Source organism: Paenibacillus sp. NMA1017 (assembly GCF_058895805.1).
The window spans coordinates 15542-39394 of the sequence record NZ_JBZXYR010000001.1 but is presented as its reverse complement, the minus strand read 5'-3'; the positions used below and the strand labels follow the sequence as shown (position 1 = coordinate 39394).

Below are 23853 nucleotides of genomic sequence, written 5' to 3'. Positions count from 1 at the left end.
CCATCTTTATTACCAAAAGTACACTTGACCGAATTGTATGTGTTATCCATAATGAAGCGGAGGCATCAAGTACAGACCATCTTAGAGCCTAATCCTCTAATACGTTTAAAGGAGTGATGATGTTTGAATACGAACAAACAAATCAAAAAGCTTATGAGAGGTTTATGTCTTTAGATGAATAAGAATCTCTCATAGGTTTATGGGAGGCAAAACAGACAAATGTGTGCTCATCACATGATTCAAGGAATGGAACTCGCGGAATCTTATTTTTATAAGGCATTCGGTCTTTTTGATACAATGAAGCATCACATATCGATTCAAGGTGTCATTAGCGGCATCATACCGGGTAGAATTTTTGTATCTAATGATGGGAATACCGCTGTATTGAGCAACCCCCAAGGCATTTTTCTGGGAGGAAGCCTGGACAATAAAGCCTTCTTTAAAGAAATCAACATGTTGCTTCAAGAAATCCTATTACCTCAACTTGCATTTAAAGGAAAATTAGACTATGTGCTATATTACCCGGCAGATGAGAAGTGGGAAGCTGCTCTTGAAACCGTGATGAAGGATGTACGGCCTATGAAGAGTGGCCGAATGACGTTTACTCAGCATTTGGACAGTATAGCTAGCCCGCTTGGGGAGGATATCGTAGCAATAGATCGTGAACTATTAAAGCAGCGGCATCTGGCGGGTCTTGAGGATATCATTCATGAGATCCTGGACGGTTGGCCCTCTCAGGCTGCTTATGAAAAAAATGGATTTGGATGCGCTGCCATTCAACATACGGAGGAAGGCCCGGCTATTGTCAGCTGGTGCTTGACCGATTGGGTCGTGGGTCAAGAGTGTGAGTTAGGCATTCAAACTGTTGCGAGCTATCAGAAAAAAGGATGGGCCCGAAAGGTAGCTCTCGGTGCGCTTTCTCTGGCCAAACAACGGGGGATCGCTAGAGTCGGCTGGCAGTGCTGGTCCGATAATATAGCTTCTCAAAGAACAGCCTTATCTGTAGGCTTTACATTGCTTGCGGATTTTCCGATTCTGTTTGGATGGAATCTTCCCTTAAACAATCTTCTGGTGAACGGGAACTATTATATGCATGGCAATATAAAATATGGTGTAGCACCTGATTATGCCCGCTCAGCCTGGAGTTACGCACAAGCACTTGATCAAGGCTGGGATTGGAGTGGAGATGCGGGGCTATATTGGAATGCCGCCTGCATGTTTTATTTGACGGGTGAACAAAAACGCGCACGACATTATTATCAGAAGGCAATCGAGAAGGGATGGATCGACATCCATCAGCCACATTATCATGATTTTATTTATAAGGAAGCAAACAGCGAGCAGATTGCTCGTACTCTTGCTGAATCGATTGAATAAAAGGATAGAATGCAATAGAGGAAGGCCGCCATATCTGGTGGCCTATTTGAATAGTTTACGAATGGGCTCTACATCATAATCACTCGTAATTTTATAGGAAGTAACTTTATTTTTCGTTTTGGTTTCATCATATATTTCTATATAGTTTTGGTCATACAGTGTTATGCCAAATAAGTCCCTTTCGTTTTCGTGATCTACGAAAATACTGAGCATGTATGCGGAATTAAGACCTTTATCTAATACACTGGATTTTCTTAATTTCATTTCAGCGAGAGCATTGAGGATACTTTGAATTTCATTCTTGTCTTTTACCAATTGGTCTGTATAGTCTGGCGATTTGCTAATAAGAATAGTATTAATCTTGGATGTATCCATGCGATCCAAAATGACTTTTCTAAAAGAAGTATCCAGATTTACGGTATAAATCATTCCGATTATAACTGCGATCAGAATGATTGCAGACTTAACGATGTAACGATTACATCTTCTCATAGGCTATATCTCTCCATAGTTGTAGAGGTGATGAGCTTCAAGACTTGGTACCGACCGCAAGCATATGCGGGCTCATACCGATTACAGGTTCCTGTTCTTCAACCTGCCGTGATATATCCAGCAAGCGACTACGATGGGAAGGAACCGCCCACTTTTCCTCAAATCCGGGTGCAATCCAGACGGGACCTTCCACGCCCAGTACACGAGGCTTCGGCAATCCAGCCGCCTTCCAGTCTGCGCGCAAAGCATCTGGTGTATGGAAGTAGGAGCGTGTGAGAAAAGAGGGATAAGCAGCAGGGCGCACATGCTGACCATCTGCCAGCTCCTGTCTGACCATATCCATGAACTCATCTTCCTCCACAATGGTATTGCGCTCGCCGTACACCGATAGTCCCCACAGTAACGAGCCAAACCTGGAAATAGCTGAAGTAATCAGCGTTCCGCCCTTCTTTAAGACACGCGCCGCTTCTTGCAGTGCTTTTACTCGTTCCTTCTGTTCCGTTAAATGATACAAAGGTCCCATTAATAGCACGATGTCCGCGCTTTCATCTTTACGATCAAGATTTCTGGCATCTGCGGTTTCCAGCTTGCTGATGATAGGGTTATTCAGTTGCTGCTGACGAGCGAATTCAATGGCTTGAGAAGAAAGATCAAATAGATGAACTTCATATCCCAGTTCTGCCAGCCACGAAGAGTAGACCCCTACACCGCCGCCAATATCATAAATAACATGAGTAGACTTGCTGAGATAACGGGAAATGATTTCTTTTGATCTTTCCAGCTCTATTTTTCCGATGCCTTGCTCTAATCTGCCTATTTCTGCACCGCCATCATAATAAGCCAGAATTTCATGCGTATCTTTTTCGAGCATAGCGCACCTCATCTCAAGTGATTGGAATAATATAACATTAACACTTGTATCATGAACAAGTCTACCGTGATTGGGATAAAGAGACCATCGGAAGCATTGGGAAAGAAAAAAGCTGTTCCCCAGTAGCTAAACCTACTTTTTGGGAACAGCCCTATTTAAATGATGTTTGTTTCCAGCATGCCTTCGAGATCTTCTTTGGTAAGATGGTAGTGTGCGTTACAAAAGTGGCAATGAGCTTCAGCCTGTCCATCGGTATGAATCATATCTTCTATTTCTTTATTCCCTAAGCTGATAATGGCATGGGTAACTCTTTCTTCTGAGCAGGGACAATGAAATTGTACAGGCATGGTTTCCAGTATGTTCAGGTTACTTTCTCCCAAAATCTGACCCAGAATCTGCTCTGGTGTAAGACCTTCCATGACCATTGCGGAAATGCTTGGAATGCTCTCAATGCGTCTCTCGATAAAACTGATAACCTCTTCCTGCGTATCTGGCATCAGCTGAATAATGAAACCTCCAGCCGCCTGAATAGAGTTATCCGGGTTAACAATAACTCCCGCTCCTACAGAAGAGGGAATTTGTTCGGATTGGACGAGATAAGATGTGAAATCCTCGCCCAGTTCACCCGATATGAGAGGGACTTGTCCAACAAACGGGTGTTTTAAGCCTATATCTTTAGATACAATTAGCGCTCCATCTGTTCCGACAGCTCTGGCGACATCTAATTTCCCTATCTGATTAAGCTCAAAATGGGTTTGTGGATTTTTTACATAACCTCTAACTTCACCTTTGGAGTTGGTATCGACAAGAATAGTGCCGATAGGTCCGCCGCCATTAATCCTGATCGTCAGTTTATCCTCATCTTTAAGCATGGCTCCCAGCATGACGCCGACCGTCATAGAACGTCCCAATGCAGCCGATGCTGTGGGCCAGGTATAATGACGCCGTTGGGCTTCACTTACCGTTTCCGTTGTTCTCACGGCATAAGCCCGTACCTGATTATTGTAGGCAAGAGCTTTTACTAAATAATCGTTCATGTTCATGTTCCTTTCTGATAATTAGAGTTCTTTACAAGACCATTTTTTCCTGAATCCAGTTCTCCAAAGAAGTAATTTTGGCATCATATCCTTCTTTAAAAAAGTCAGCGGATAGTGACGCGATAGTTTCTCTTTTCAGAACGGCTTTCCAGGAGGCTTCCGCTTCTTCCATCAAATTTGCCAGTAAACAACACTGATCGTCTTTCTTTAATTCAAGTATTTCGTTGTATATACCACTGGAAGAATAAAGGGTTTGTTGTCCCTCAATCGCTAGATAAATATCAAATACCCGTATATCCTCAGGTTTTTTCTTTAATTTGAACCCGCCCTTGACACCAGGCACAGAAGTAATCAAATCGGAGCTAACCAATTTACGTAACAGTTTATGAAAATAAGTAGGCGAAGCACCTAACTGCTGGCTAATGGCCTCCCCAGGTAAAACAGCTTTGTCCGGCAGCATCGTGAGTAGAAGAAGAGCGTAGACAGATTGTTCGACACCTGTTTTCATATGCACTAGCAATCACCTCAATATTTATAACCAGGCTAATGTGGATAATGATTATCTACATAAATGCATGATAGACGAGCTTCTCGTAAAAGTAAACTGTTTTTGAACAAAAACTAAAAATTTAAATCATTTGCAATTTATAACGGGACACATTATCATAATTGACGTATCAATTGATGGGTCAAAGAATTAAGGCGTTGAGGAAAATTCATAAAATAATATTTTGATAGGGGATTGATATATAATGACTACGCGGAACGTTTCACTATCTATATTAGATCTTGCACCTGTCATTGAAGGCGGTACTCCTGCTGATTCCTTCCGCGACACGGTGGATCTTGCCCAGCATGCCGAACAATGGGGGTACCATCGGTACTGGCTAACGGAGCATCATAATATGCAGGCGGTTGCCAGTGCGGCTACGTCCGTGATCATCGGGCATGTAGCTGCACATACAAACAAGATTCGAGTCGGCTCTGGCGGCATTATGCTGGCTAACCATGCTCCACTCATGATTGCGGAGCAGTTTGGAACGTTAGAGTCGCTCTATCCGGGACGAATTGATCTTGGACTTGGTCGGGCTCCAGGCACGGACCAACCCGCGATGAGGGCACTGCGGCGAGGGCTTCACAGTACTGGGGAGGATTTCCCCGAGCAATTGAATGAGCTGCGTTCTTACCTGAATCCAGCGCTAAACGGAGCCGTTCCGGGGGTCAGAGCGATTCCTGGAGAAGGGCTGGATATTCCCATCTGGTTACTGGGATCAAGCGGATTCAGCGCACAGCTGGCAGGTCAGCTTGGGCTGCCGTTCGCGTTCGCCAGCCACTTTGCCCCGGCCCATTTGCTACAGGCTCTGGAGTTGTATCATCGCAATTTTCGGCCATCCAAAGCACTGGATAAGCCCTATGTGATGGTCGGTGTTAATGTGCTTGTTGCAGATTCTGATGAGGAAGCAAAATGGCTCTTTACTTCACAAGAACAGCAGTTTCTAAATGTGCTACGTGGGAACAGCGGAGGACTGAAGCCACCAGTGGATGACATGGAAAAGCTTTGGAGTGAGCACGAGAAGGAGATGGTTCGTGGTAATATGCTGGGGTATTCAGCCATCGGCAGTCCTGACACCGTCAAGCAAAAGATGGATTGGATAATCGACCAGACTAGAGCCAATGAGCTGATTACAACCTCTCAGGTATATGACCATCAGGCGCGCTTGCGCTCGTACGAACTGCTAGCCAAAGTGATGCGAACAGACGAGTAGTTGGTCAAACCATAAGGCCGTGCCGGAAAAGGTTCTCATAACCTGATCCTGGCATGGCCTTATTATATTTTAAAGCTTATATTTACGAATCAAATAGGTTGGGGTGCAGCTCCACGCGTGACAGTAGCTGTTGATCAGATAACTGCCGTAAAGTGAAAAGGCTTTGTTATGGAGATCGTTTTTCGGGAGCTTGTTCAAACCCAACGTAAACTGTACGCAGAGACACTACTTAGCTACGATCAGAATGATTAAAGCCTGGTGCAATCCGACAATTCAGCATTATGATTTATCATCTCTCACATACTCGCTTAACGAAAAGCTTGTCTTCCACGACTTGAACCCCACAAATATAAGTTGCATATATTATCAAGCAAGTTGGTCCATAAGCTTTGAGTTTGAAAGGGGAAGAGTATGTGATAATCCATGTTTATGCTTTATGCTGGAATGAAGAAAAAATGCTCCCGTTTTTTTTTAAGCACTATGATAATATAGCGGATCAATACTATATTTTCGATAACGGCTCAACTGATAATTCTATATCCATGTTAAGGGAAAATCCCAAAGTTGTTATAGATAGATTCGAAATAGAAGGTAATTCTCTCGTGAAATCAGCACAAGATAAATTCAATCAATTTTGGAAAGGAAGTAGAGGAAAGGCAGACTGGGTTATTGTCTGTGACGCTGATGAACATTTCTATCACCCTAACCTTAGAATATATCTGCAAGAATGCACCTCTAAAGGAATAACGTTGATTGTCCCTGATGGTTATGAGATGGTTTCTAATTTTTTTCCGAGTAGCGATCAACCATTACATGAGACGGTAAGGAATGGTGTAAGAAGTCAAACGTACGATAAGCCTCAAATATTTAATCCAAATGCGATACAAGAAATAAATTTCAGTCCTGGCAGGCATACTGCTTCACCTACAGGAGACGTCAAAAAGCCATCCAACAATGATGTTTTATTGCTACATTATAAATACTTGGGACTTGACTATATAAATTCACGTTTCCCGGCTTTAAAACAAGGGCTGCGAGAAGGGGACACGGCAAATAGATGGGGATTTCATTATTTATGGGATGAAAAACAAAGGTTGGAACAATTCGAGGAATTAAAAAATAAATCTGTTAGAGTGTTGTAGATTTACAAGGATAAAGGCACCTTTTTTCTCAGGGGGCCTTTATCCTTTTTATGATTGGAAATGAATTGAAGAATCAGCTTACTTAGTGCTCGGTCACTACCTTTTAATATCCCCGGAATTTAAAAAGGCTTGAATAAGTATATATCTATTTTATTTTTAATAGGCAACCAAACAATCAAATGAAACTAATTACTAATATGATAATGGAACTACAGTAATCCTATTCTGTTCTATATAGATTGAACTGCAAAATAAATATAGTGTATTTAAACTCAAATATAAATTTTTAAAGTTCGATATATATATAGTATTTTTATATGATATGGATTTGTAGTTAATAAATAGGAAAGGGGAGACCAACTAAATGGCTGTATTATCAACTGGACCTATTGAGAATAGTCCTGTTAGTGGGATCAGGCCTATCCAGCAGGTTACTGTTAAAATAATTAACCGCGATTTAGTCAATTCTTCAATTATTTTAATTCAGGAATACTTTTTAAATGGTTTACGAACATTGAATGCACTAGAACAAATAGCTTTAGCCCCCAATGCAGTTATTACGAGAAATTATACAGCAAATTTCAACGCATACGAATTCGTTTTTACCACAAGCGGTTTGGCAGAAGAAAGTACTGATATTTCTATATGGGGAAAAAACGGGAGTGGTACAATCATTGGTGCTCAGCGTATTGTTGCGGATGAGCAGTTAGAGTCTTAAAACTCAACAAATGTACAGAGGTAAAGCCACAATCATATCACATATTTTAGAAATAAAATAGAGGGAACATGATCTTGAGAAAGACCTCATTGTTCACAAGAAAAGCTTGCTTTTACTAGAAAGGAGGGAATGTCTAAATGGCAGTATTATCTACTGGACCCATTGCAAACGATCCTGTTCTAGGAGTCAGACCCACCCAACTGGTCACAGTAAAAATAGATAACCGAGATTCTGTAAATTCTTCTACTGTTTTGATCGAGGGTTTTATTTTAAACGGCAGCAGAACATTATATATACAACAACTAGTGCCAGTGGGACCAAATGCGGTTATAACTAGGAATTTCTTTGCAAATTTAGACGCATTTGAATTCGTGTTTACCACAAGCGGACCAGCAGAGGATGAAACTCAAATTTCTGTTTGGGGTAAAGATGCATTGGGGCAATTAGTACCTGCGCATCGTTTAGTATCTGATGAACTTTTAGGAACCGATCAAGGCGTCCAAGGACCTCAAGGTGTTCAAGGAGCCCAAGGAGCCCAAGGCGACCAAGGACCTCAGGGCGTTCAAGGCGTGCAAGGCGATCAAGGACCTCAAGGTGTTCAAGGGCCGCAGGGTGTTCAAGGAGCACAAGGTGTTCAAGGACCTCAAGGAGTTCAAGGAGCCCAAGGCGACCAAGGACCTCAGGGTGTTCAAGGAGCCCAAGGCGACCAAGGACCTCAGGGTGTTCAAGGAGCCCAAGGTGACCAAGGACCTCAAGGAGTTCAAGGCGTGCAAGGCGACCAAGGACCTCAAGGAGTTCAAGGCGTGCAAGGCGACCAAGGACCTCAGGGAGTTCAAGGCGACCAAGGCAACCAAGGACCTCAGGGTGTTCAAGGAGCCCAAGGCGACCAAGGACCTCAGGGTGTTCAGGGCGTCCAAGGCGACCAAGGACCTCAGGGAGTTCAGGGCGTCCAAGGCGACCAAGGACCTCAGGGAGTTCAGGGCGTCCAAGGCGACCAAGGCCCTCAGGGAGTTCAGGGCGTCCAAGGCGACCAAGGACCTCAAGGAGTTCAGGGCGTCCAAGGTGACCAAGGCCCTCAAGGTGTCCAAGGCGTCCAAGGCGATCAAGGACCTCAGGGTGTTCAGGGCGTCCAAGGTGACCAAGGACCTCAAGGAGTTCAAGGCGTACAAGGCGACCAAGGACCTCAGGGTGTTCAAGGAGCCCAAGGCGACCAAGGACCTCAGGGAGTTCAAGGTGACCAAGGTGACCAAGGACCTCAGGGTGTTCAAGGCGTCCAAGGTGACCAAGGACCTCAAGGCGTTCAAGGCATCCAAGGCGACCAAGGACCTCAAGGCGTTCAAGGCATCCAAGGCGACCAAGGACCTCAAGGCGTTCAAGGCGTCCAAGGCGACCAAGGACCTCAGGGTGTTCAAGGAGCCCAAGGCGACCAAGGACCTCAAGGAGTTCAAGGCGTCCAAGGTGACCAAGGACCTCAGGGTGTTCAGGGCGTCCAAGGCGACCAAGGACCTCAAGGAGTTCAGGGCGTCCAAGGTGACCAAGGACCTCAAGGTGTCCAAGGCGTCCAAGGCGATCAAGGACCTCAGGGTGTTCAGGGCGTCCAAGGTGACCAAGGACCTCAAGGAGTTCAAGGCGTCCAAGGCGACCAAGGACCTCAAGGAGTTCAAGGCGTCCAAGGCGATCAAGGACCTCAAGGAGTTCAAGGCGTCCAAGGCGACCAAGGACCTCAAGGAGTTCAAGGCGTCCAAGGTGACCAAGGACCTCAGGGTGTTCAGGGCGTCCAAGGCGATCAAGGACCTCAGGGTGTTCAAGGACCACAAGGTGCTCAAGGCCCTCTAGGTCCACAAGGTGTTCAAGGCCCTCTAGGTGCTCAAGGCCCTCTAGGTCCACAAGGTGCTGGAGGCCCTCAAGGAGTTCAAGGACCACAAGGTGACCAAGGACCTCAAGGACCACAAGGCGACCAAGGACCTCAGGGAGTTCAGGGCGTCCAAGGCGACCAAGGACCTCAGGGAGTTCAGGGCGTCCAAGGCGACCAAGGACCTCAGGGTGTTCAGGGCGTCCAAGGCGACCAAGGACCTCAGGGTGTTCAGGGCGTACAAGGCGACCAAGGACCTCAAGGCGTTCAAGGCCCGCAAGGTGATCAAGGACCTCAAGGCATTGTCTAATTAATGTTAAGCTATATGTAAATTTAGATGACCCAAAGGCTATTTATAACCTTTGGGTCATTTTGTCGCGTGAGAGCTGAGAGGAGTGAGAATATCTGGCGACCCAGGTAGAATCGGATCGATGTCATGCTGGTGCTGATACCACTTGAGCAGTGGACGCAAAAAAGAGACATATCGGAAGTCGTACTCCGTTCGGATCAGAGTTTTCAGTACATGTCTCAAGCATATAATACACGATTAAATTCTTTAAAGCTAAACTTAAAGAGCGCGTGCGATTGAGTATCGGCACGCGCTAACTATAGAAATAATTGTTGGCTAATATTCTAATCAGCCTTGTTGTAATTTAGGGCAACACAACCACTTTCTCTTTGCAGGACGCAACAAATTTTCCATATTGAATACAAGTTTCTAATGAATCATTTGGCTCCATAGGCCACCATCGTATGGCTCCCCTGGGAACTTTGGAGGCATAGGTTTCGATTTCTGATGGAATTCGACCTACAACCACAATTTCGATCTCTCTAAAGTTGTTTTCAATGCCCTTTTGGAGTGTCTTAATTAATTGGGTATGCTCTATTTCAGGGCAGGAATGGGGGATAGGGAACAATATCGAGAATCTTGAAGTATCTTCTTGAATAACGTGAGCAGATTTCCGGGCAGGATCATCCGTAGAAGTCTCCCATATACGACGATAAGGCAATAGCTCTGGTAAATCGAGCTCTTTCAATCTCATTTGGATTCTTTGAAAATAGCATCTATATAGTTCCCCTACAAGAACCTGAATCTGCTTATTTCTGAGGAATGTAGTGTTATTCCCATGTTCGTTACGATATTGGATATATATCAAATCAGGGACGTTTACTATTTTAGTACAAAGAAACGTCCGGACTAGCATATCGTAATCATCTGCTACCAGTAGTTCATTGCGATGGCCTCCGATCAGATGATAGCAGTCCCTCGTCCACGCACGTGGATGATTGGGTAAACCGACCAAATGGCGAATGGTTTTGCCATTAATGGTCGTATGTTTTTGTACATTTTGCCATCTGTTCATTTCATGCAGCCAGACTCGATAATGAACACTGTAACCAAAGCCACAATCCCAGCCATACCAATGTGCATGATTGCTCCCTGCATACACCTCAGCACAATCCCCATAAACAAAGCCACAGTCAGGGTTTTGTTGAAATGCTTTGACGATTTTCTCTAGGCAGTCAGGAGTTAGCTCATCATCATGATCGACTTCTACCAAAATTTCCCCTGTACATAGACCTGCCGCAAACCTTTTGATGGCCCCTATATAGCCATTGCGGGAATCCTGGCGATATCTCCGCACACGGTGATCCTCTAAAGGGAGTAAATACTCCTTGTACGTCTCATCTTCATCACCGGAATCATCCACGATTACCCATTCCCAGTTCTTGTAGGTCTGCTTCAATAAAGATTGATAAGGTCGTTGAATTTTTTCCTTTGATCTGTAGCTGGCAGTAAAGACGGATATTAAAGGTGTGTTTGAAGAAAAATGTGTTGGAGGAATCGTTCTATTCTCCGGCAGAGGATCTGTTGCCTTAAGCCAGCAGAAAAATAAATGCATAGGTTGAATTTCGTTTGGTGATTGGAAGTGCAACCAGCGTTTTTTTTCGTGACCAGGCAACGCTTTTAGTGCTGAAAATTCTCCCCACTCTTCTCCGATCGAGACGTAAACCCGAGGCTTTTGGAGGCTATTGTCTATAAGTGGCTGATCAGCCTCATACAAGTTTATTGTAATGTGATTTTCTTCCAATCTATCTATCAATTCTTTTACATGATCCTTTAAAACCTTCTTCGATACAAATAAATGAGTTGTCAGTAGCGGAGTGAAATTCAATGACATGATCATTCCCCTTTACCAGTTTCGAACACCAACGAGAGGGAGGTGCCGTTCAGACGTAAGTTATTATTTTTATTGAAACAACCATTTTCCTGGCATCATTTTATTTCCCAGTAGTATATATGTATGTGTATGTGTATGTGTATGTGTATGTGTTCGGGGATGTGAGGAAAATGCCAGCCCATATGAACATAGCGAATAAACCGTTTGAAACCTCCGACGTAAACACCTAAGCATAAAAGAAAGGTGGAGTAAGTGTGGAATGCCCATTAGTAAGTGTAGTTATACCTGCATATAACCGGCCGCATACACTAAAAATCGCCATCGACAGTGTATTGGAACAAACTTACCCGAACATCGAAATCATTATCTGTGATGACAGTACAACGAATGAAGTCCAAGAAATGATTGATTCTTATTTAGATTCTTTTCCCAAAGTTAAATATTATAAAAATGATAAAAATCTTTTTCTTGGAAATTGGCATAAATGTTTTGATTTGGCATCAGGTGAATATATCAATTACTTGATGGATGACGATATGTTTCATAAAGAAAAAATAGCAAGGATGCTCTATTTTTTTGAAAATTTCGAAAACATCACACTGGTTACCTCGTATCGACAAACCATGAATGAATCAGGTACTATTCTCCCACCGCTCTATGCAACGGAAAAGTTATACGAAGAAACAAGGATAATGGACGGAAGAATGTTGGCAAACGTTGCATTAACTCGTTGTTTAAATGTGATTGGTGAACCTACAACAGTGTTTTTCAAAAAAACAGATCTTATCGAACGGTTTGGGGTTTATAAAGGAAAACAGTATTCTCTTCTTAATGATTTAGCTTCCTGGTTGAACTTACTATCCAAAGGAAAAGCAGTTTATATTCCTGAAGCGCTAAGCTATTTTCGAATACATCCCAATCAAAATAATCAAACGCTTGGTCAAAATGCGTTCACGGAATGGTTAGATATTATGATTGCCTCGAGAGATGATGGATTTCTTGATACCAACGATTTGTTTAAAACTGCACTTCTTTCTTATCATGAACGTATAAAAGGCCGTCCACAATTTGTTGCAGATATCAAGCGAATTGAAATGATATTAAAAACATTGGAATCCTAACTTGCTCATCCCATGTGCAAAGGAGGCTGGCTTATGTTTGACATTCCCTTCTTACGACCTAGTTTAGTAAAAAAGGAACGATTTATTGCCAATTTTGAGAAAATAGAAGAGACGCGGATTTACTCCAATTATGGCCCCTTAAATAACCTGTTTGAAGAGCGAGTCATTGCGCAAATGTTTAATGGAATCGGTTCGGCTGTGACCGTTCATAACGCTACCATCGGCTTGATTTTGGCGATCGCCCAAAGCAAGCGACCACAGGGCAAATATGCAGTTATGCCAAGTTTTACTTTTGCTGCCACCCCACTTGCTGCTGAGTGGTGCGGGTTAGAACCCTATTTCCTTGACATTGAACCGGAGAATTGGCAAATGAATAGGGAGCAGTTAGAGCAGGCAGTCAAGCTGCTGGGGGATGAGATTGCGGTAATCGTTCCTTATGCCACTTTCGGTACAGCCATTGATTTATCTGTATACAATAAGCTGCAGGAGCAAGGAATTCCGGTAGTCATTGATGCTGCTGCCAGTTTTGGAACTATAACTCCCGAGGAAGCCATCCATTTTGGTAAAGGCTTTGGAGGAGCCGTAGTATTCAGCTTTCATGCCACCAAATCATTTGGTATTGGAGAAGGTGGATTGGTATACAGTTTGGACCAGGATCTCATTAAGCGAATTCGTCAGGCGGGGAATTTCGGTTTCTCCAGCAGCAGAGAGTCTGTCACCCAAGGTCTTAACAGTAAGATATCCGAGTATACCGCAGCTATCGCTTTAGCCACTCTCGATCACTTCAAGACTGTACGGGAAAATAGAAGGACGATCTACGAATATTATCTTCAAGAGCTGCTCCAAGCAGACTTATTAGAACGAGGATGGTCTGTACAAAAAACACAAGGATCGGTTGTTCATCAATTTATCCCTATTCTTAGTCCGGATTCACACACGAATCAAGAGGTCGTTAAGTTATTAGCCTCTAATTCAATAGAAGCCAGAACCTATTTTTCTCCGGCGTGCCATCAGCAGAAGCAGTTCCAAAGTTATCCCCGGTCTACTCTTCATGTTACCGAGCATATTACTAAACATATTGTCAGCCTGCCCTTGTGGGAGGAACTGGATGAGATTATCGTTCGAAGAATTGTAAATGTTCTAGGAAGCTTGGGAAGAGAGACAGCCAGATGAGGAAACTCGTTATTTGGGGATCGGGCGGACATGCCAGGGAAATTAACTGGTTATGTGAAGAGTTAGGTGTTCGAGTGATAGGTTTCTTAGACGAACGGCCTGAGACGAAAGGGCAGAGCGTAAATGGGGTTCCTGTACTGGGGACGTTGACCGACATTGAAGCGTTAAAATATGAGGTGGAGCTAATATGTGCGGGAGTGGGTGACCCAGCATTAAAGAAGCGATTCGCTTATCATACAATTCAATCGGGATTTCGTATCGCAGCCCCGCTAATACATCCACGTGTTCGTTTGTCTCGAAGAAACACCATTGGAGAGGGAAGCATGATCTTTGAAGGGGCTGTCCTGTCGGACAATATTAAGATCGGACAGCATGTAATTATCAATCGGAGTGTTAACGTGAGTCATGATGCGGTTATTGGCGATTATGTAACTATAGCACCCGGTGTGAATCTGGCAGGCAATGTAACCATAGATGAGGGAGTCTATATCGGCATTGGTGCCTCGGTACGGGAGAAACGTCACATCGGATGTTGGTCTATGATCGGTGGTGGGGCCTTTGTTAAAGAGGATATACCCGAATTTACCATGGCTGCAGGTGTACCAGCTGTCGTTAAAAAACGACTTGATATACCCTGAGCTTTCTTCCCTTGGAACAGAGCGCATTCAAATTCGCAGCAATATACTTGGCAATGAAGTGATTTACTTGTCAAAAGGCTGTACTGGAAAAGGTTCTTATGACCTGACCCGGCACGGCCTTATTATATTTTAAGCTAATATACTCGGTTTACAGTTAGTAAAAATTAAATTTATTTTTTGATTATTTTTGTATTTCATATTTTCAAATTTAAACAAAAGTGTTATAGTCTCCGTAAGCAAAAACAAACACTATAATAAAGCGATTCAAAACCAAACAGAACTTGGAGGTCTTTTTCCTATGGTACAAAGTCTGTGGAATTCTTCACAAGCATCTGAGCAAAAAAACACGCTGGAACAGCTCGTATACCGTTCCAACCTCATTGGTACGGATAGAAGCGTGTGCAACTGGGGAGGCGGCAATACTTCGGCCAAAACAACGATACAGGATTTCCGCGGACGTGAAGTGGAAGTGATGTACGTCAAGGGCAGTGGTTCCGATCTTGCAACAATGAAAGCGCATAACTTTACAGGTCTTCGCATGGAGGATATCCGTCCTTTGTTTGAGCGGGAAGATATGTCTGACGAGGATATGGTTGCTTATCTGGCGAATTGTATGATAGATGCCAAGCATCCGCGTGCCTCGATTGAGACGCTATTGCATGCTTTTTTGCCTTTTAGACATGTGGATCATACACACCCGGACGCGATTATCAGCTTGTGCTGTGCGCACAACGGCAAGGAAATCGCAAAGGAAATTTTCGGTGACCGTTTTGTATGGGTGCCTTATATCCGTCCTGGCTTTAAGCTGTCGAAAATGATTGCCCAAGGTGTAATCGATCATCCACAAGCTGAATTGGTATTGATGGAAAAGCATGGTCTGGTTACGTGGGGAGACACATCCGAAGCGGCTTATGCCAAAACGATCGAAATCATTCAAGAAGCAGAAAGCTATATTAAAGCTCGTCAAGAGGAAAAACAGGCGTTTGGAGGCGTAAAATATAAAGCGCTTACTTCTAAAGAGCGCCGAAGCATTGCGTCCCAAGTTATGCCATCCGTCCGGGGTGCTGTCAGTGATGAGAAAAAGATGATCCTCACCTTTGATGACGCGGAGGATGTGTTGGATTTTGTGGACGCCCGGGATTCTGCTGTTTTATCCCAGGTCGGGGCGGCATGCCCGGATCATCTGGTCCATACCAAGATGAAGCCACTCTATGTAGATTGGACACCGGATGTGGAGGATGTAGAGGGCTTGAGAGTTAAGCTTGCCGAGGGTATAGCAGCCTATAAAGAGCAGTACCAAGCTTATTTCGACCGTAATCGGCATGAGGGAGATGTTATGTTTGAGGCTGCGCCACGTGTAATTTTGATTCCGGGTGTCGGTATGATCAACACAGGTAAAAGCTGGAGCAATGCGCAGGTGAGCGGTGCTCTGTACCATCGGGCTATCGCTGTTATGCGAGGGGCAACGACGTTAGGAGAGTTTGTTTCGCTCAGTGAGAACGAGTCATATAACGTGGAATATTGGCCGCTGGAGCTTTATAAGCTGTCACTCGCGCCAGCAGAAGCTGAATTTTCCCGTAAAATTGCGTTCATTACAGGCGGTGCGGGCGGAATTGGCAGTGCAACCGCACGTCGTTTGGTGGATGAAGGCGCACATGTCGTACTGGCAGATCTGAATCTAGAAGGCGCGCAAAAGGTAGCCGCAGAGATAAATAGCAGCTACGGAGAAAACCGTGCCATCGCCGTAAAAATGGATGTGACTCAGGAGGAGCAAATTCAGGCTGCCTATGCAGAAACGGCATTGAACTATGGCGGTGTAGATATCATCGTCAACAATGCAGGCCTTGCTACATCCAGTCCGTTCGATGAAACATCATTAAAGGAATGGAATTTAAATGTGAATGTGCTGGGAACAGGTTATTTTCTGGTTGCACGAGAAGCGTTCAAGCTCATGAAGGAGCAGACACTTGGCGGCAGCATGGTGTTCGTCGGCTCCAAAAACTCGGTCTACGCAGGTAAAAATGTAACGGCCTATAGCTCGGTCAAGGCGCTGGAAGCACATTTAGCCCGTTGTATTGCCGCAGAAGGCGGTGAATATGGCATCCGTGTGAACACTATTTTGCCGGATGCGATTCTGCAAGGCTCGGCAATCTGGAACTCTAATTGGCGCAACGAGCGCGCTGCCGCCTACGGCATCGAGCCCGACCAGCTGGAGGAGCATTACCGCAAACGGACGACGCTGCTGGTCAACATTTACCCGCAGGATATCGCCGAGGGCATTGCCTTTTTCGCCTCATCCAAGGCAGAGAAAACGACAGGCTGTATGCTGACCATCGACGGCGGCGTCCCCGCTGCCTTTACACGCTAGCCGAATTAAAATGAACCTATGTAAGTGATAGACTCATTTCAACGGCTCAACACTTAGGATTATAACGAACTAATTTAATGTACTAATCTATTTCATTAATCCAAGCCACATGACGATAGTTCCGAAGGGCTTATTAATTAGTTGAGAACACGTAAATGAGTTATATAACGTATTTACGTGCTCTCATCCTTTATATACACACTAACACTTTAAAAATAGAAGTGACTTTATGGGTGGTCAGCAGCGGAGCGGGCGGAATTGTTCTGAAGAAACGAAGTGTTCGCCTTTGCAACAGCAATCGGAAGAACAATCCGCACGCGAAGTGATCTCCCATAACTCACTTCATTTTTCCAAGGAGGAACCACGATGAGTGACAAAGCGTACGCCTTATTCGAGGAACAACAGCAACAACGAGGCATTGACCTGGAGCAAGTAAAGGCAAAGCTGAAAGCGCTCAGCATAGAAACACCATCCTGGGGATATGGCGACTCAGGTACACGGTTTAAAGTCTTTCAGAAAACGGGCGTGCCGCGTGATCCGTTCGAAAAGTTGGAGGATGCCGCGCAAGTTCATGCCGTGACAGGCTTATGTCCATCCGTTGCGATCCACATTCCGTGGGATAAAGTAGACAATTACGGCAAGCTTCGCAGTCATGCCGAAAGCCTCGGTCTGCGGATTGGGGCCGTGAATCCCAATCTGTTTCAAGACGAGGACTACATGCTCGGCAGTGTCACCAATGTAGACCCGGCCATCCGCCGCAAGGCCATCAACCATTTGCTGGAATGCGTGGATATTGCGAAGGAGACGGACTCTAACGATTTTAGCTTATGGTTTGCAGACGGAACAAACTATCCGGGTCAGGGGGACATTCGCAAACGGAAAAATTGGATGCTGGAAGCGCTCAGTGAAATGTATAAGGCGCTCACTCCTGACATGCGCATGCTGATTGAATACAAGGCGTTCGAGCCAGCCTTTTATCATACGGATATTGCCGATTGGGGCATGGCGTACAATTTCGCAACCAAGCTGGGGACGCAGGCACAGGTGCTGGTGGATACAGGGCATCATCTGCCGGGAGCCAATGTGGAGCATATTGTCGCGTTTTTAATTGATGAGAAGCGATTAGGTGGTTTTCATTTTAATAGCTACAAATATGCGGATGATGATCTGATCGTGGGCTCTGCGAATCCGTATGAACTGTTCTTAATTTTTTATCAAATTTTAAATGCGGCTCAGGATGTGGATAAAGATATTCGGCATACGGTGGACAAAATTGCTTATTTGATCGATCAGTCGCACAATATTGAGCAAAAAATTCCGGCGATGATTCGTTCGGTGCTGAATGTGCAGACTCAATATGCGAAGGCACTCCTGATCAATCATGCAGAAGTAGAGGAAGCGGCGAGCCGCCAGGATGTGCTGGGTGCAGAGGATGCTGTGCGCCAAGCGTTTGAGTTTGATGTGGCACCATTGCTTAGAGTGATCCGTGAAGAGCAAGGATTACCAGCAGACCCGATGAAAGCTTACTTAGCGTCTGAGTATGGCACGCAGATTTTGCAAAGAGGCAAGGGTGGTGCAAGCTGGTGAGTATCCTCGCTTATGATTTGGGGGCAAGCAGTGGCAGGGTTCTACTCGGAGAATTGACAGATTCACGTATAGTGGTGGAGGAAATCCATCGCTTTTCGAATGATCCGGTCAAGGTTGGGGAACGTCTGCACTGGGATCTGTTGCGTCTGTATCACGAGGTTCAGCAAGGATTGCTCAAAGCCAAGCATATGGGAGTGAATCCGTCCAGTCTTGCGATTGACTCCTGGGCGGTCGATTTTGGATTGATTGGGGAAACCGGAGAATTGCTGGGCAACCCTTATCATTATCGGGATTGGCATACCCACGGGGTGATGGAAGAAATACAGGGACGGCTGGGAAAAGAGTTCATTTTTCAGCGTACAGGCATTCAGTTTTTGACGTTTAATACGATTTATCAGCTGGCTGCTATGCGAAATGCGAGTTCACCATTGCTGGAGCAGGCAAAGCATTTCTTGATGATTCCAGATCTGCTGCGGTATTTTCTGACAGGTGAAATGTACAATGAGTTTTCGAATGCGACCAGCACGCAATTATATAATCCGTTGCAGCAAAAATGGGATGATGAGCTTTTGTTTGGAATCAACATCCCTCGTTCCTGGTTTGGTGAGGTACTGGAGCCAGGAAATGTTGCAGGAACTATCCGCTCGTCGGTCATGACCGATCTGGGCATTGGAGCGATTCCTGTGATTGCTGTAGCAGAGCACGATACGGGATCTGCTGTGGCTGCCGTGCCTGCGCTGGAGCGCTCGTTTGCGTACTTGAGCTGCGGAACATGGTCCCTGATGGGAACGGAAACGGCACAGCCTGTAATCAATGACGATACGCTTCGTTTTAATTTTACGAACGAAGGTGGGGTCGGTCGAACTTACAGGCTGCTTAAAAACATTATGGGTTTGTGGATTTTACAAGAGGCGCGTAGAGAGTGGGAGCGGCAGGGATATTCCTATTCCTTCCCCGAACTGGTTCATATGGCAGAACAGGCTCCAGCATTCACTTCTTTGATTGACCCGGACGATGAACTGTTTCTGCATGCCGGGGATATGAAAACACGTATCCGCCAATATTGCCGCAATACCGGACAGCCATTGCCGGAGACGCCGGGAGAGATCACGCGCTGTATTTTGGAGAGTCTGGCGTTAAAGTACCGTTACATTTTGGACCTTACAGAACGGGTGTCAGGACAACAGTTTAATGGTTTGCATATGGTTGGAGGAGGGATTCAAAATCGCTTGCTGTGCCAATGGACGGCCAATTCGATTCAAAAACCAGTGTGGGCGGGACCCGCAGAAGCGAGCGCAATCGGCAATCTTGCGGTACAATGGATGACACAGGGAAAGTTCGCCGATATATGGGAAGCACGCCGGGTCATCGCGGATTCTATTTCCGTGGATGAATATGAACCTGCCGAGTCAGAAGCGTGGGAGGATGCCTACGGGCAATTCCGGCGGGTGGCGGGACTTTTTGTACATTAAAGATGTGGAGTGAGATTGCCATGCTGGTCGCAGAAAGATATGAGATGATTGTGCAGCTCGTGAATGAAAAAGGAAGCATACGGGTGTCCGAATTGAGTGAGTTGTGCAAAGTAACGGAGGAAACGATCCGCCGTGATCTGGACCGCCTGGAGCAGGCGGGACGACTGCGCCGTTCGCATGGTGGGGCGGTCAGTGTCAAAAATGAGCAGCCTGAAACCCCCTATGCGGTGCGGGAAATTATGAACGCAGAGGAAAAGCGTCGGATTGCTGAGGAAGCGGTCAAGCAGATACAGCCGCATGATCGTATATTGCTGGATGCCAGCACAACCGCCTGGTATATGGCCTCGAGTTTGCCGGATATTCCTTTGACCATATTAACGAATTCGATTCGGGTAGCTACAGAGCTGGCGGGTAAGGAAAAAATCGAGGTCATTTCGACAGGGGGGCAGTTGCTTCAACGCTCGCTGTCATTTGTAGGCCCGCTCGCAGAGCGTTCACTAGAAACCTATTATGTGGATAAATTGTTTTTCTCCAGCCAGGGGGTTCATCTGGATCGCGGTATTAGCGAATCGAATGAACTGCAAGCTCGTTTGAAGCAGAAAATGGTCAGCATCGCAGACCGTGTGATTTTACTGGCGGATGCGAGCAAATTTGGGCAACAAGCGTTTACACATGTCGTGAACCTGTCGCAGGTATCCGAGATTATCACGGATTCGCGGTTGTCGGACCCGATTCGTAGTCAACTTGCGGAGCTGGCTATTCCAGTTACGGTTGTGTAAAGCGTGTAGTTTTCGGGGGAGAGGCCGCTCCGCGGTTCATTTGATCTTACGATCGCTGTTGCAGTGGGATTCTTTGATGTAAAAAAGTTATAAGTGAGAATCCACTGCAAGCCTCTAAAGTATCACTTCCCCGGATTTTTAGCACTGAGTAAAGAATCTGGGGGTAACAGCGATGGGAAGCACCATCTGACTGCGCAGTGGCACTAGCAGTGGCACTATAGGTAGCCTTTCAGTTATAAAGTAATAGCTATTCCATGGACGGAAGGGGTGTTCCGTATGAAGGTATCTTTATTTATTACCTGCCTGAGTGATGCGATTTATCCCAGGGTGGGGGAAGCAATGGCACGCTTGCTTGCCAGATATGGTGTTCAGCTGGATTTTCCGAAGGTGCAGACATGTTGCGGGCAGCCGTCCTATAACAGCGGCTATTGGGATGAAACGAGGGCTGCGGCCAAAACGATTTTGAAAGCGTTTAACGATAGCGATTTTGTCGTATCCCCCTCCGGTTCCTGCACATATATGATTCATCATTACCCGGAGTTGTTTAAGGATGAGCCCGAATGGCTCGATTCGGCACGGAGGCTGAAGCACAAGACGTATGAGTTTACGCAATTTATGGTACAAGTGCTTGGCGTGACCGATGTGGGCGCGTCTTTTCCGCATACGGTAACCTACCATCCGTCTTGCCATGGCACACGTTTGCTCGGCGTGAAGGAGGAACCGATGAAGCTGCTTGGCAGTGTAAAGGGACTACAATTAGTACCACTTCCCTTTGCTGAGGACTGCTGTGGCTTTGGCGGGACTTTCGCGGTGAAAATGCCGGATATTTCGGGAGCGATGGTGACTGAGAAAGTGGATCATATCAGGGAGACCGAAGCCGAGGTACTGGTCGGACTAGATATGGCCTGCTTGATGAATATTGCCGGAAATCTTCGGTATCGGAAGGAGCCAGTTCGGGTGATGCATCTGGCTGAGCTACTGTACGAAGGGGTGAAGCACGCATGACCGCCCTACACTCACATTCCATGAACCAAAAGGTCAAAAAACGCGCAGAGCTGGCCCTAAATGATGATTTTCTGCGGAATGCAGTTCGTTTCACTACAGAGCGTTTGCGCAACGGAAAGCAGTTGGCTTCAGAGCAGCACGGAAATTGGGAAGAATGGCGTGAACGGGGCCGTCAAATTCGTCTGCATACCATTGCCCATCTGGATTATTATTTAAATCTATTTGTAGAAAATGCCCGTGCCAACGGTGTGCATATTCATTTTGCCGATACAGCAGCCGATGCCGTACGCATTACACTGGATATTGCTGCACATAGCCAAGCTCGTTCCGTCGTCAAATCCAAGTCGATGGTGTCGGAGGAGTTACACTTGAATCAGGCGCTGGAGGGTGCGGATATCGAGACGATTGAAAGTGACCTCGGTGAATATATTATTCAACTGGCAGGAGAGCCCCCATCTCATATCGTCATTCCGGCGATTCACAAAAACCGCTATCAGATTGCCGAACTGTTATCCAAAGAAGCAGGGGAGAAACTGTCCGCGGATACGACGATTTTGGCGGGCTTTGTCCGCAAAAAGCTGCGTGAAAAGTTTCTAGAAGCGGATATTGGCATGACCGGGTGTAATTTTGCCATCGCCGAGACAGGCTCCATGGTCCTGTTTGAAAATGAAGGCAACGCACGAATGGTATCCACTTTGCCCAAAACGCAAATTACGCTGATGGGCATGGAACGGATTATTCCATCCTGGACGGATTTGGAGGTGATGGCTACATTACTGCCACGATCTGCTACCGGACAGAAGCTGACCATGTACATGTCTGGTATTTCAGGCCCTCGGCGCAGCCAAGATGCCGATGGGCCTGACGAAATGCACATCATCATCGTAGATAACGGACGTTCACTACAGCTAGGCAATCCCGAGTTTCAAGAGTTGCTGAATTGCATTCGCTGTGGGGCTTGCCTGAATGCCTGTCCGGTGTACCGGCACATTGGCGGGCACGCGTATGGCGGGACATATAGTGGCCCTATCGGTGCGGTGCTTACGCCTGCCCTTCATGGCAACATCGAAGAGTGGAACGATATTGCGAGTGCGTCCAGTCTATGTGGTGCGTGCTATGAAGCCTGTCCGGTCAAAATACCGCTGCATGATATGCTGGTATATTTGCGCAGACGCAAGGTGGAGGCGGGACAAGGAGATAAGCTGGAAACGGCAGGGATGAAAGGTTTTGCGACAGTGGTTTCCAGTTCGAAGAGATTCACAGCGGCGATTCGGCTCGGGCAGATCGCCCAGAAAGCGATCGTCCGTAAGGGCGAAATTACCCTGAAGCTGGGCCCGTTAAAGGGCTGGAATACGTACCGTGTGGCTCCCTCTCTGGCGAAAAAATCCTTCCGTCAGCAATGGAACACGCTGGAGCATAAGCTGGAGCAGGAACGCAACGTGATGCAGCCGGATGTTCTCAGCCGAATGGAGAAGATTTTGGCAGATAGAAGTAAAGGAGGGACGCAGTATGAGTGAGCAGAGTAATCCTTCTTCGCAAGCAAAAGCGGCCCATGAAGCGTGGCTTCATCAAATGGAAGCAGAATCCCGTGCCAAGCAGGTACGCTTTATGGACGGCATCGCGACGCGGCTCAAGCGTCCACGACAGACGGAGCCACCAGTTCAGCCGTTTCGCGGGGCACCTACATTTTGGCGCGAATTCGAATGGAGCGCGGAGCAGCGCATCGAGGAGTTCACCGCCAACTTTACAAGTGTTGGCGGACATGTCGTGCGTCTGCCGGATCTGGAGCAGACCGCAGACTGGATCGCGCACAAAGCGCGAGAGCTGGGAGCGGCCTATATCGTCCGGCAGAATGAGCCGGACCTGGATGCGCTCCAGCTGGAATTGGCGCTGCCGGAAGTCCGTCTATCGGTGTGGAACACCGATCCAGTCGAGGACTGGAAGGCCCGCGCCGCCGAGGCGGATATCGGCATCGTCATCGCCGACGAAGCGGCTGCTTACACCGGTTCAGTAGCGGTGCTATCCTCGCCGGAGAAAGGCCGCGCGGTCAGCCTTTTGCCAACCGCACTGATCATTCTTCTGCCAGTAGAGCGCTTGCGAACACGACTGGGCGAGATTCTAAGCCGTTTTGACGAAGCTGGGCGTGAGCAACTGCCCGCAGGCATTCATTTTATTACCGGACCCAGCCGCTCGTCGGATATTGAAAATGATCTGACGATTGGCGTACATGGACCCGGCATCGTCTATACGTTGTTAATGGGTTAGCGTGTAC

General features: G+C 46.3%; 21 protein-coding genes. 16 read left to right on the top strand and 5 right to left on the bottom strand.

Translation table 11 applies throughout. From position 1 onward, the window contains the following. The first annotated feature begins 219 nt into the window (after positions 1-219). A complete protein-coding gene (locus AC5ELV_RS00180; protein ID WP_493428688.1) occupies positions 220-1377 on the top strand; it encodes a GNAT family N-acetyltransferase in 1158 nt (385 codons plus the stop codon). Between the two features lie 42 nt (positions 1378-1419). Here the strand turns inward: AC5ELV_RS00180 and AC5ELV_RS00175 are convergent, their stop codons facing one another. The 4 genes from AC5ELV_RS00175 to AC5ELV_RS00160 all read right to left on the bottom strand — a co-directional run bounded on the left by AC5ELV_RS00175 (position 1420) and on the right by AC5ELV_RS00160 (position 4291). Further along, complete coding sequence (locus tag AC5ELV_RS00175) at positions 1420-1869, bottom strand: DUF5301 domain-containing protein (protein WP_493428687.1); 450 nt, start codon at positions 1867-1869, stop codon at positions 1420-1422. A gap of 37 nt (positions 1870-1906) precedes the next feature. Then, the gene (locus AC5ELV_RS00170) at positions 1907-2740 is read right to left on the bottom strand and encodes a class I SAM-dependent methyltransferase (RefSeq protein WP_493428686.1); all 834 of its coding nucleotides are present in this window, start codon (positions 2738-2740) and stop codon (positions 1907-1909) included. 155 nt (positions 2741-2895) lie between these two features. Beyond that, entirely contained in the window at positions 2896-3777 is an 882-nt protein-coding gene (gene hslO / locus AC5ELV_RS00165; protein WP_493428685.1) for an Hsp33 family molecular chaperone HslO, read from the bottom strand. A gap of 31 nt (positions 3778-3808) precedes the next feature. Further along, entirely contained in the window at positions 3809-4291 is a 483-nt protein-coding gene (locus AC5ELV_RS00160) for an RrF2 family transcriptional regulator (RefSeq protein WP_493428684.1), read from the bottom strand. 238 nt (positions 4292-4529) lie between these two features. Here AC5ELV_RS00160 and AC5ELV_RS00155 point away from each other — a divergent pair, with 238 nt between their 5' ends. The 5 genes from AC5ELV_RS00155 (at position 4530) to AC5ELV_RS00135 (ending at position 9569) form a co-directional block, all read left to right on the top strand. Next, entirely contained in the window at positions 4530-5543 is a 1014-nt protein-coding gene (locus AC5ELV_RS00155; protein ID WP_493428683.1) for an LLM class flavin-dependent oxidoreductase, read from the top strand. Positions 5544-5956: 413 nt separating this feature from the next. Then, a complete protein-coding gene (locus AC5ELV_RS00150) occupies positions 5957-6685 on the top strand; it encodes a glycosyltransferase family 2 protein (RefSeq protein ID WP_493428682.1) in 729 nt (242 codons plus the stop codon). Between the two features lie 364 nt (positions 6686-7049). Next, positions 7050-7403, top strand: a complete 354-nt coding sequence (locus AC5ELV_RS00145; RefSeq protein WP_493428681.1) for a hypothetical protein — start codon at positions 7050-7052, stop codon at positions 7401-7403. A 513-nt stretch (positions 7404-7916) separates the two neighbouring features. Next, positions 7917-9239, top strand: a complete 1323-nt coding sequence (locus AC5ELV_RS00140) for a BspA family leucine-rich repeat surface protein (RefSeq protein WP_493428680.1) — start codon at positions 7917-7919, stop codon at positions 9237-9239. A 54-nt stretch (positions 9240-9293) separates the two neighbouring features. Further along, positions 9294-9569, top strand: a complete 276-nt coding sequence (locus AC5ELV_RS00135; protein ID WP_493428679.1) for a hypothetical protein — start codon at positions 9294-9296, stop codon at positions 9567-9569. A 339-nt stretch (positions 9570-9908) separates the two neighbouring features. Here AC5ELV_RS00135 and AC5ELV_RS00130 read toward each other — a convergent pair whose 3' ends face one another. After that, complete coding sequence (locus tag AC5ELV_RS00130; protein ID WP_493428678.1) at positions 9909-11438, bottom strand: glycosyltransferase; 1530 nt, start codon at positions 11436-11438, stop codon at positions 9909-9911. 254 nt (positions 11439-11692) lie between these two features. Here AC5ELV_RS00130 and AC5ELV_RS00125 point away from each other — a divergent pair, with 254 nt between their 5' ends. The 10 genes from AC5ELV_RS00125 (at position 11693) to AC5ELV_RS00080 (ending at position 23846) form a co-directional block, all read left to right on the top strand. Beyond that, positions 11693-12559 carry a glycosyltransferase family 2 protein gene (locus tag AC5ELV_RS00125; protein WP_493428677.1) on the top strand — a complete coding sequence of 289 codons (867 nt, stop codon included), beginning with the start codon at positions 11693-11695 and terminating at the stop codon, positions 12557-12559. A gap of 33 nt (positions 12560-12592) precedes the next feature. Next, positions 12593-13732, top strand: a complete 1140-nt coding sequence (locus AC5ELV_RS00120; RefSeq protein WP_493428676.1) for a DegT/DnrJ/EryC1/StrS family aminotransferase — start codon at positions 12593-12595, stop codon at positions 13730-13732. Then, the gene (locus AC5ELV_RS00115; RefSeq protein ID WP_493428675.1) at positions 13729-14370 is read left to right on the top strand and encodes an acetyltransferase; all 642 of its coding nucleotides are present in this window, start codon (positions 13729-13731) and stop codon (positions 14368-14370) included. Before AC5ELV_RS00120 ends, AC5ELV_RS00115 begins: the two co-directional genes overlap by 4 nt. A gap of 298 nt (positions 14371-14668) precedes the next feature. Then, positions 14669-16738, top strand: coding sequence for a bifunctional aldolase/short-chain dehydrogenase (locus tag AC5ELV_RS00110; protein WP_493428674.1), 2070 nt, complete (start codon positions 14669-14671; stop codon positions 16736-16738). Positions 16739-17104: 366 nt separating this feature from the next. Next, the gene (gene rhaI / locus AC5ELV_RS00105; protein ID WP_493428673.1) at positions 17105-18325 is read left to right on the top strand and encodes an L-rhamnose isomerase; all 1221 of its coding nucleotides are present in this window, start codon (positions 17105-17107) and stop codon (positions 18323-18325) included. Then, a complete protein-coding gene (rhaB, locus tag AC5ELV_RS00100) occupies positions 18322-19797 on the top strand; it encodes a rhamnulokinase (RefSeq protein WP_493428672.1) in 1476 nt (491 codons plus the stop codon). Before rhaI ends, rhaB begins: the two co-directional genes overlap by 4 nt. A 20-nt stretch (positions 19798-19817) precedes the next feature. Next, positions 19818-20576: a DeoR/GlpR family DNA-binding transcription regulator gene (locus AC5ELV_RS00095; RefSeq protein WP_493428671.1), complete on the top strand. Its 759-nt coding sequence runs from the start codon at positions 19818-19820 to the stop codon at positions 20574-20576. Between the two features lie 276 nt (positions 20577-20852). Then, positions 20853-21581 (top strand): (Fe-S)-binding protein, encoded by a 729-nt coding sequence (locus tag AC5ELV_RS00090; protein ID WP_493428670.1) that lies wholly within the window; start codon positions 20853-20855, stop codon positions 21579-21581. Beyond that, a complete protein-coding gene (locus AC5ELV_RS00085) occupies positions 21578-23098 on the top strand; it encodes a LutB/LldF family L-lactate oxidation iron-sulfur protein (RefSeq protein ID WP_493428669.1) in 1521 nt (506 codons plus the stop codon). Before AC5ELV_RS00090 ends, AC5ELV_RS00085 begins: the two co-directional genes overlap by 4 nt. After that, positions 23091-23846, top strand: a complete 756-nt coding sequence (locus AC5ELV_RS00080) for a LutC/YkgG family protein (RefSeq protein WP_493428668.1) — start codon at positions 23091-23093, stop codon at positions 23844-23846. The genes AC5ELV_RS00085 and AC5ELV_RS00080 overlap by 8 nt, the downstream gene beginning before the upstream one ends. The last annotated feature ends 7 nt before the right edge of the window (positions 23847-23853 follow it).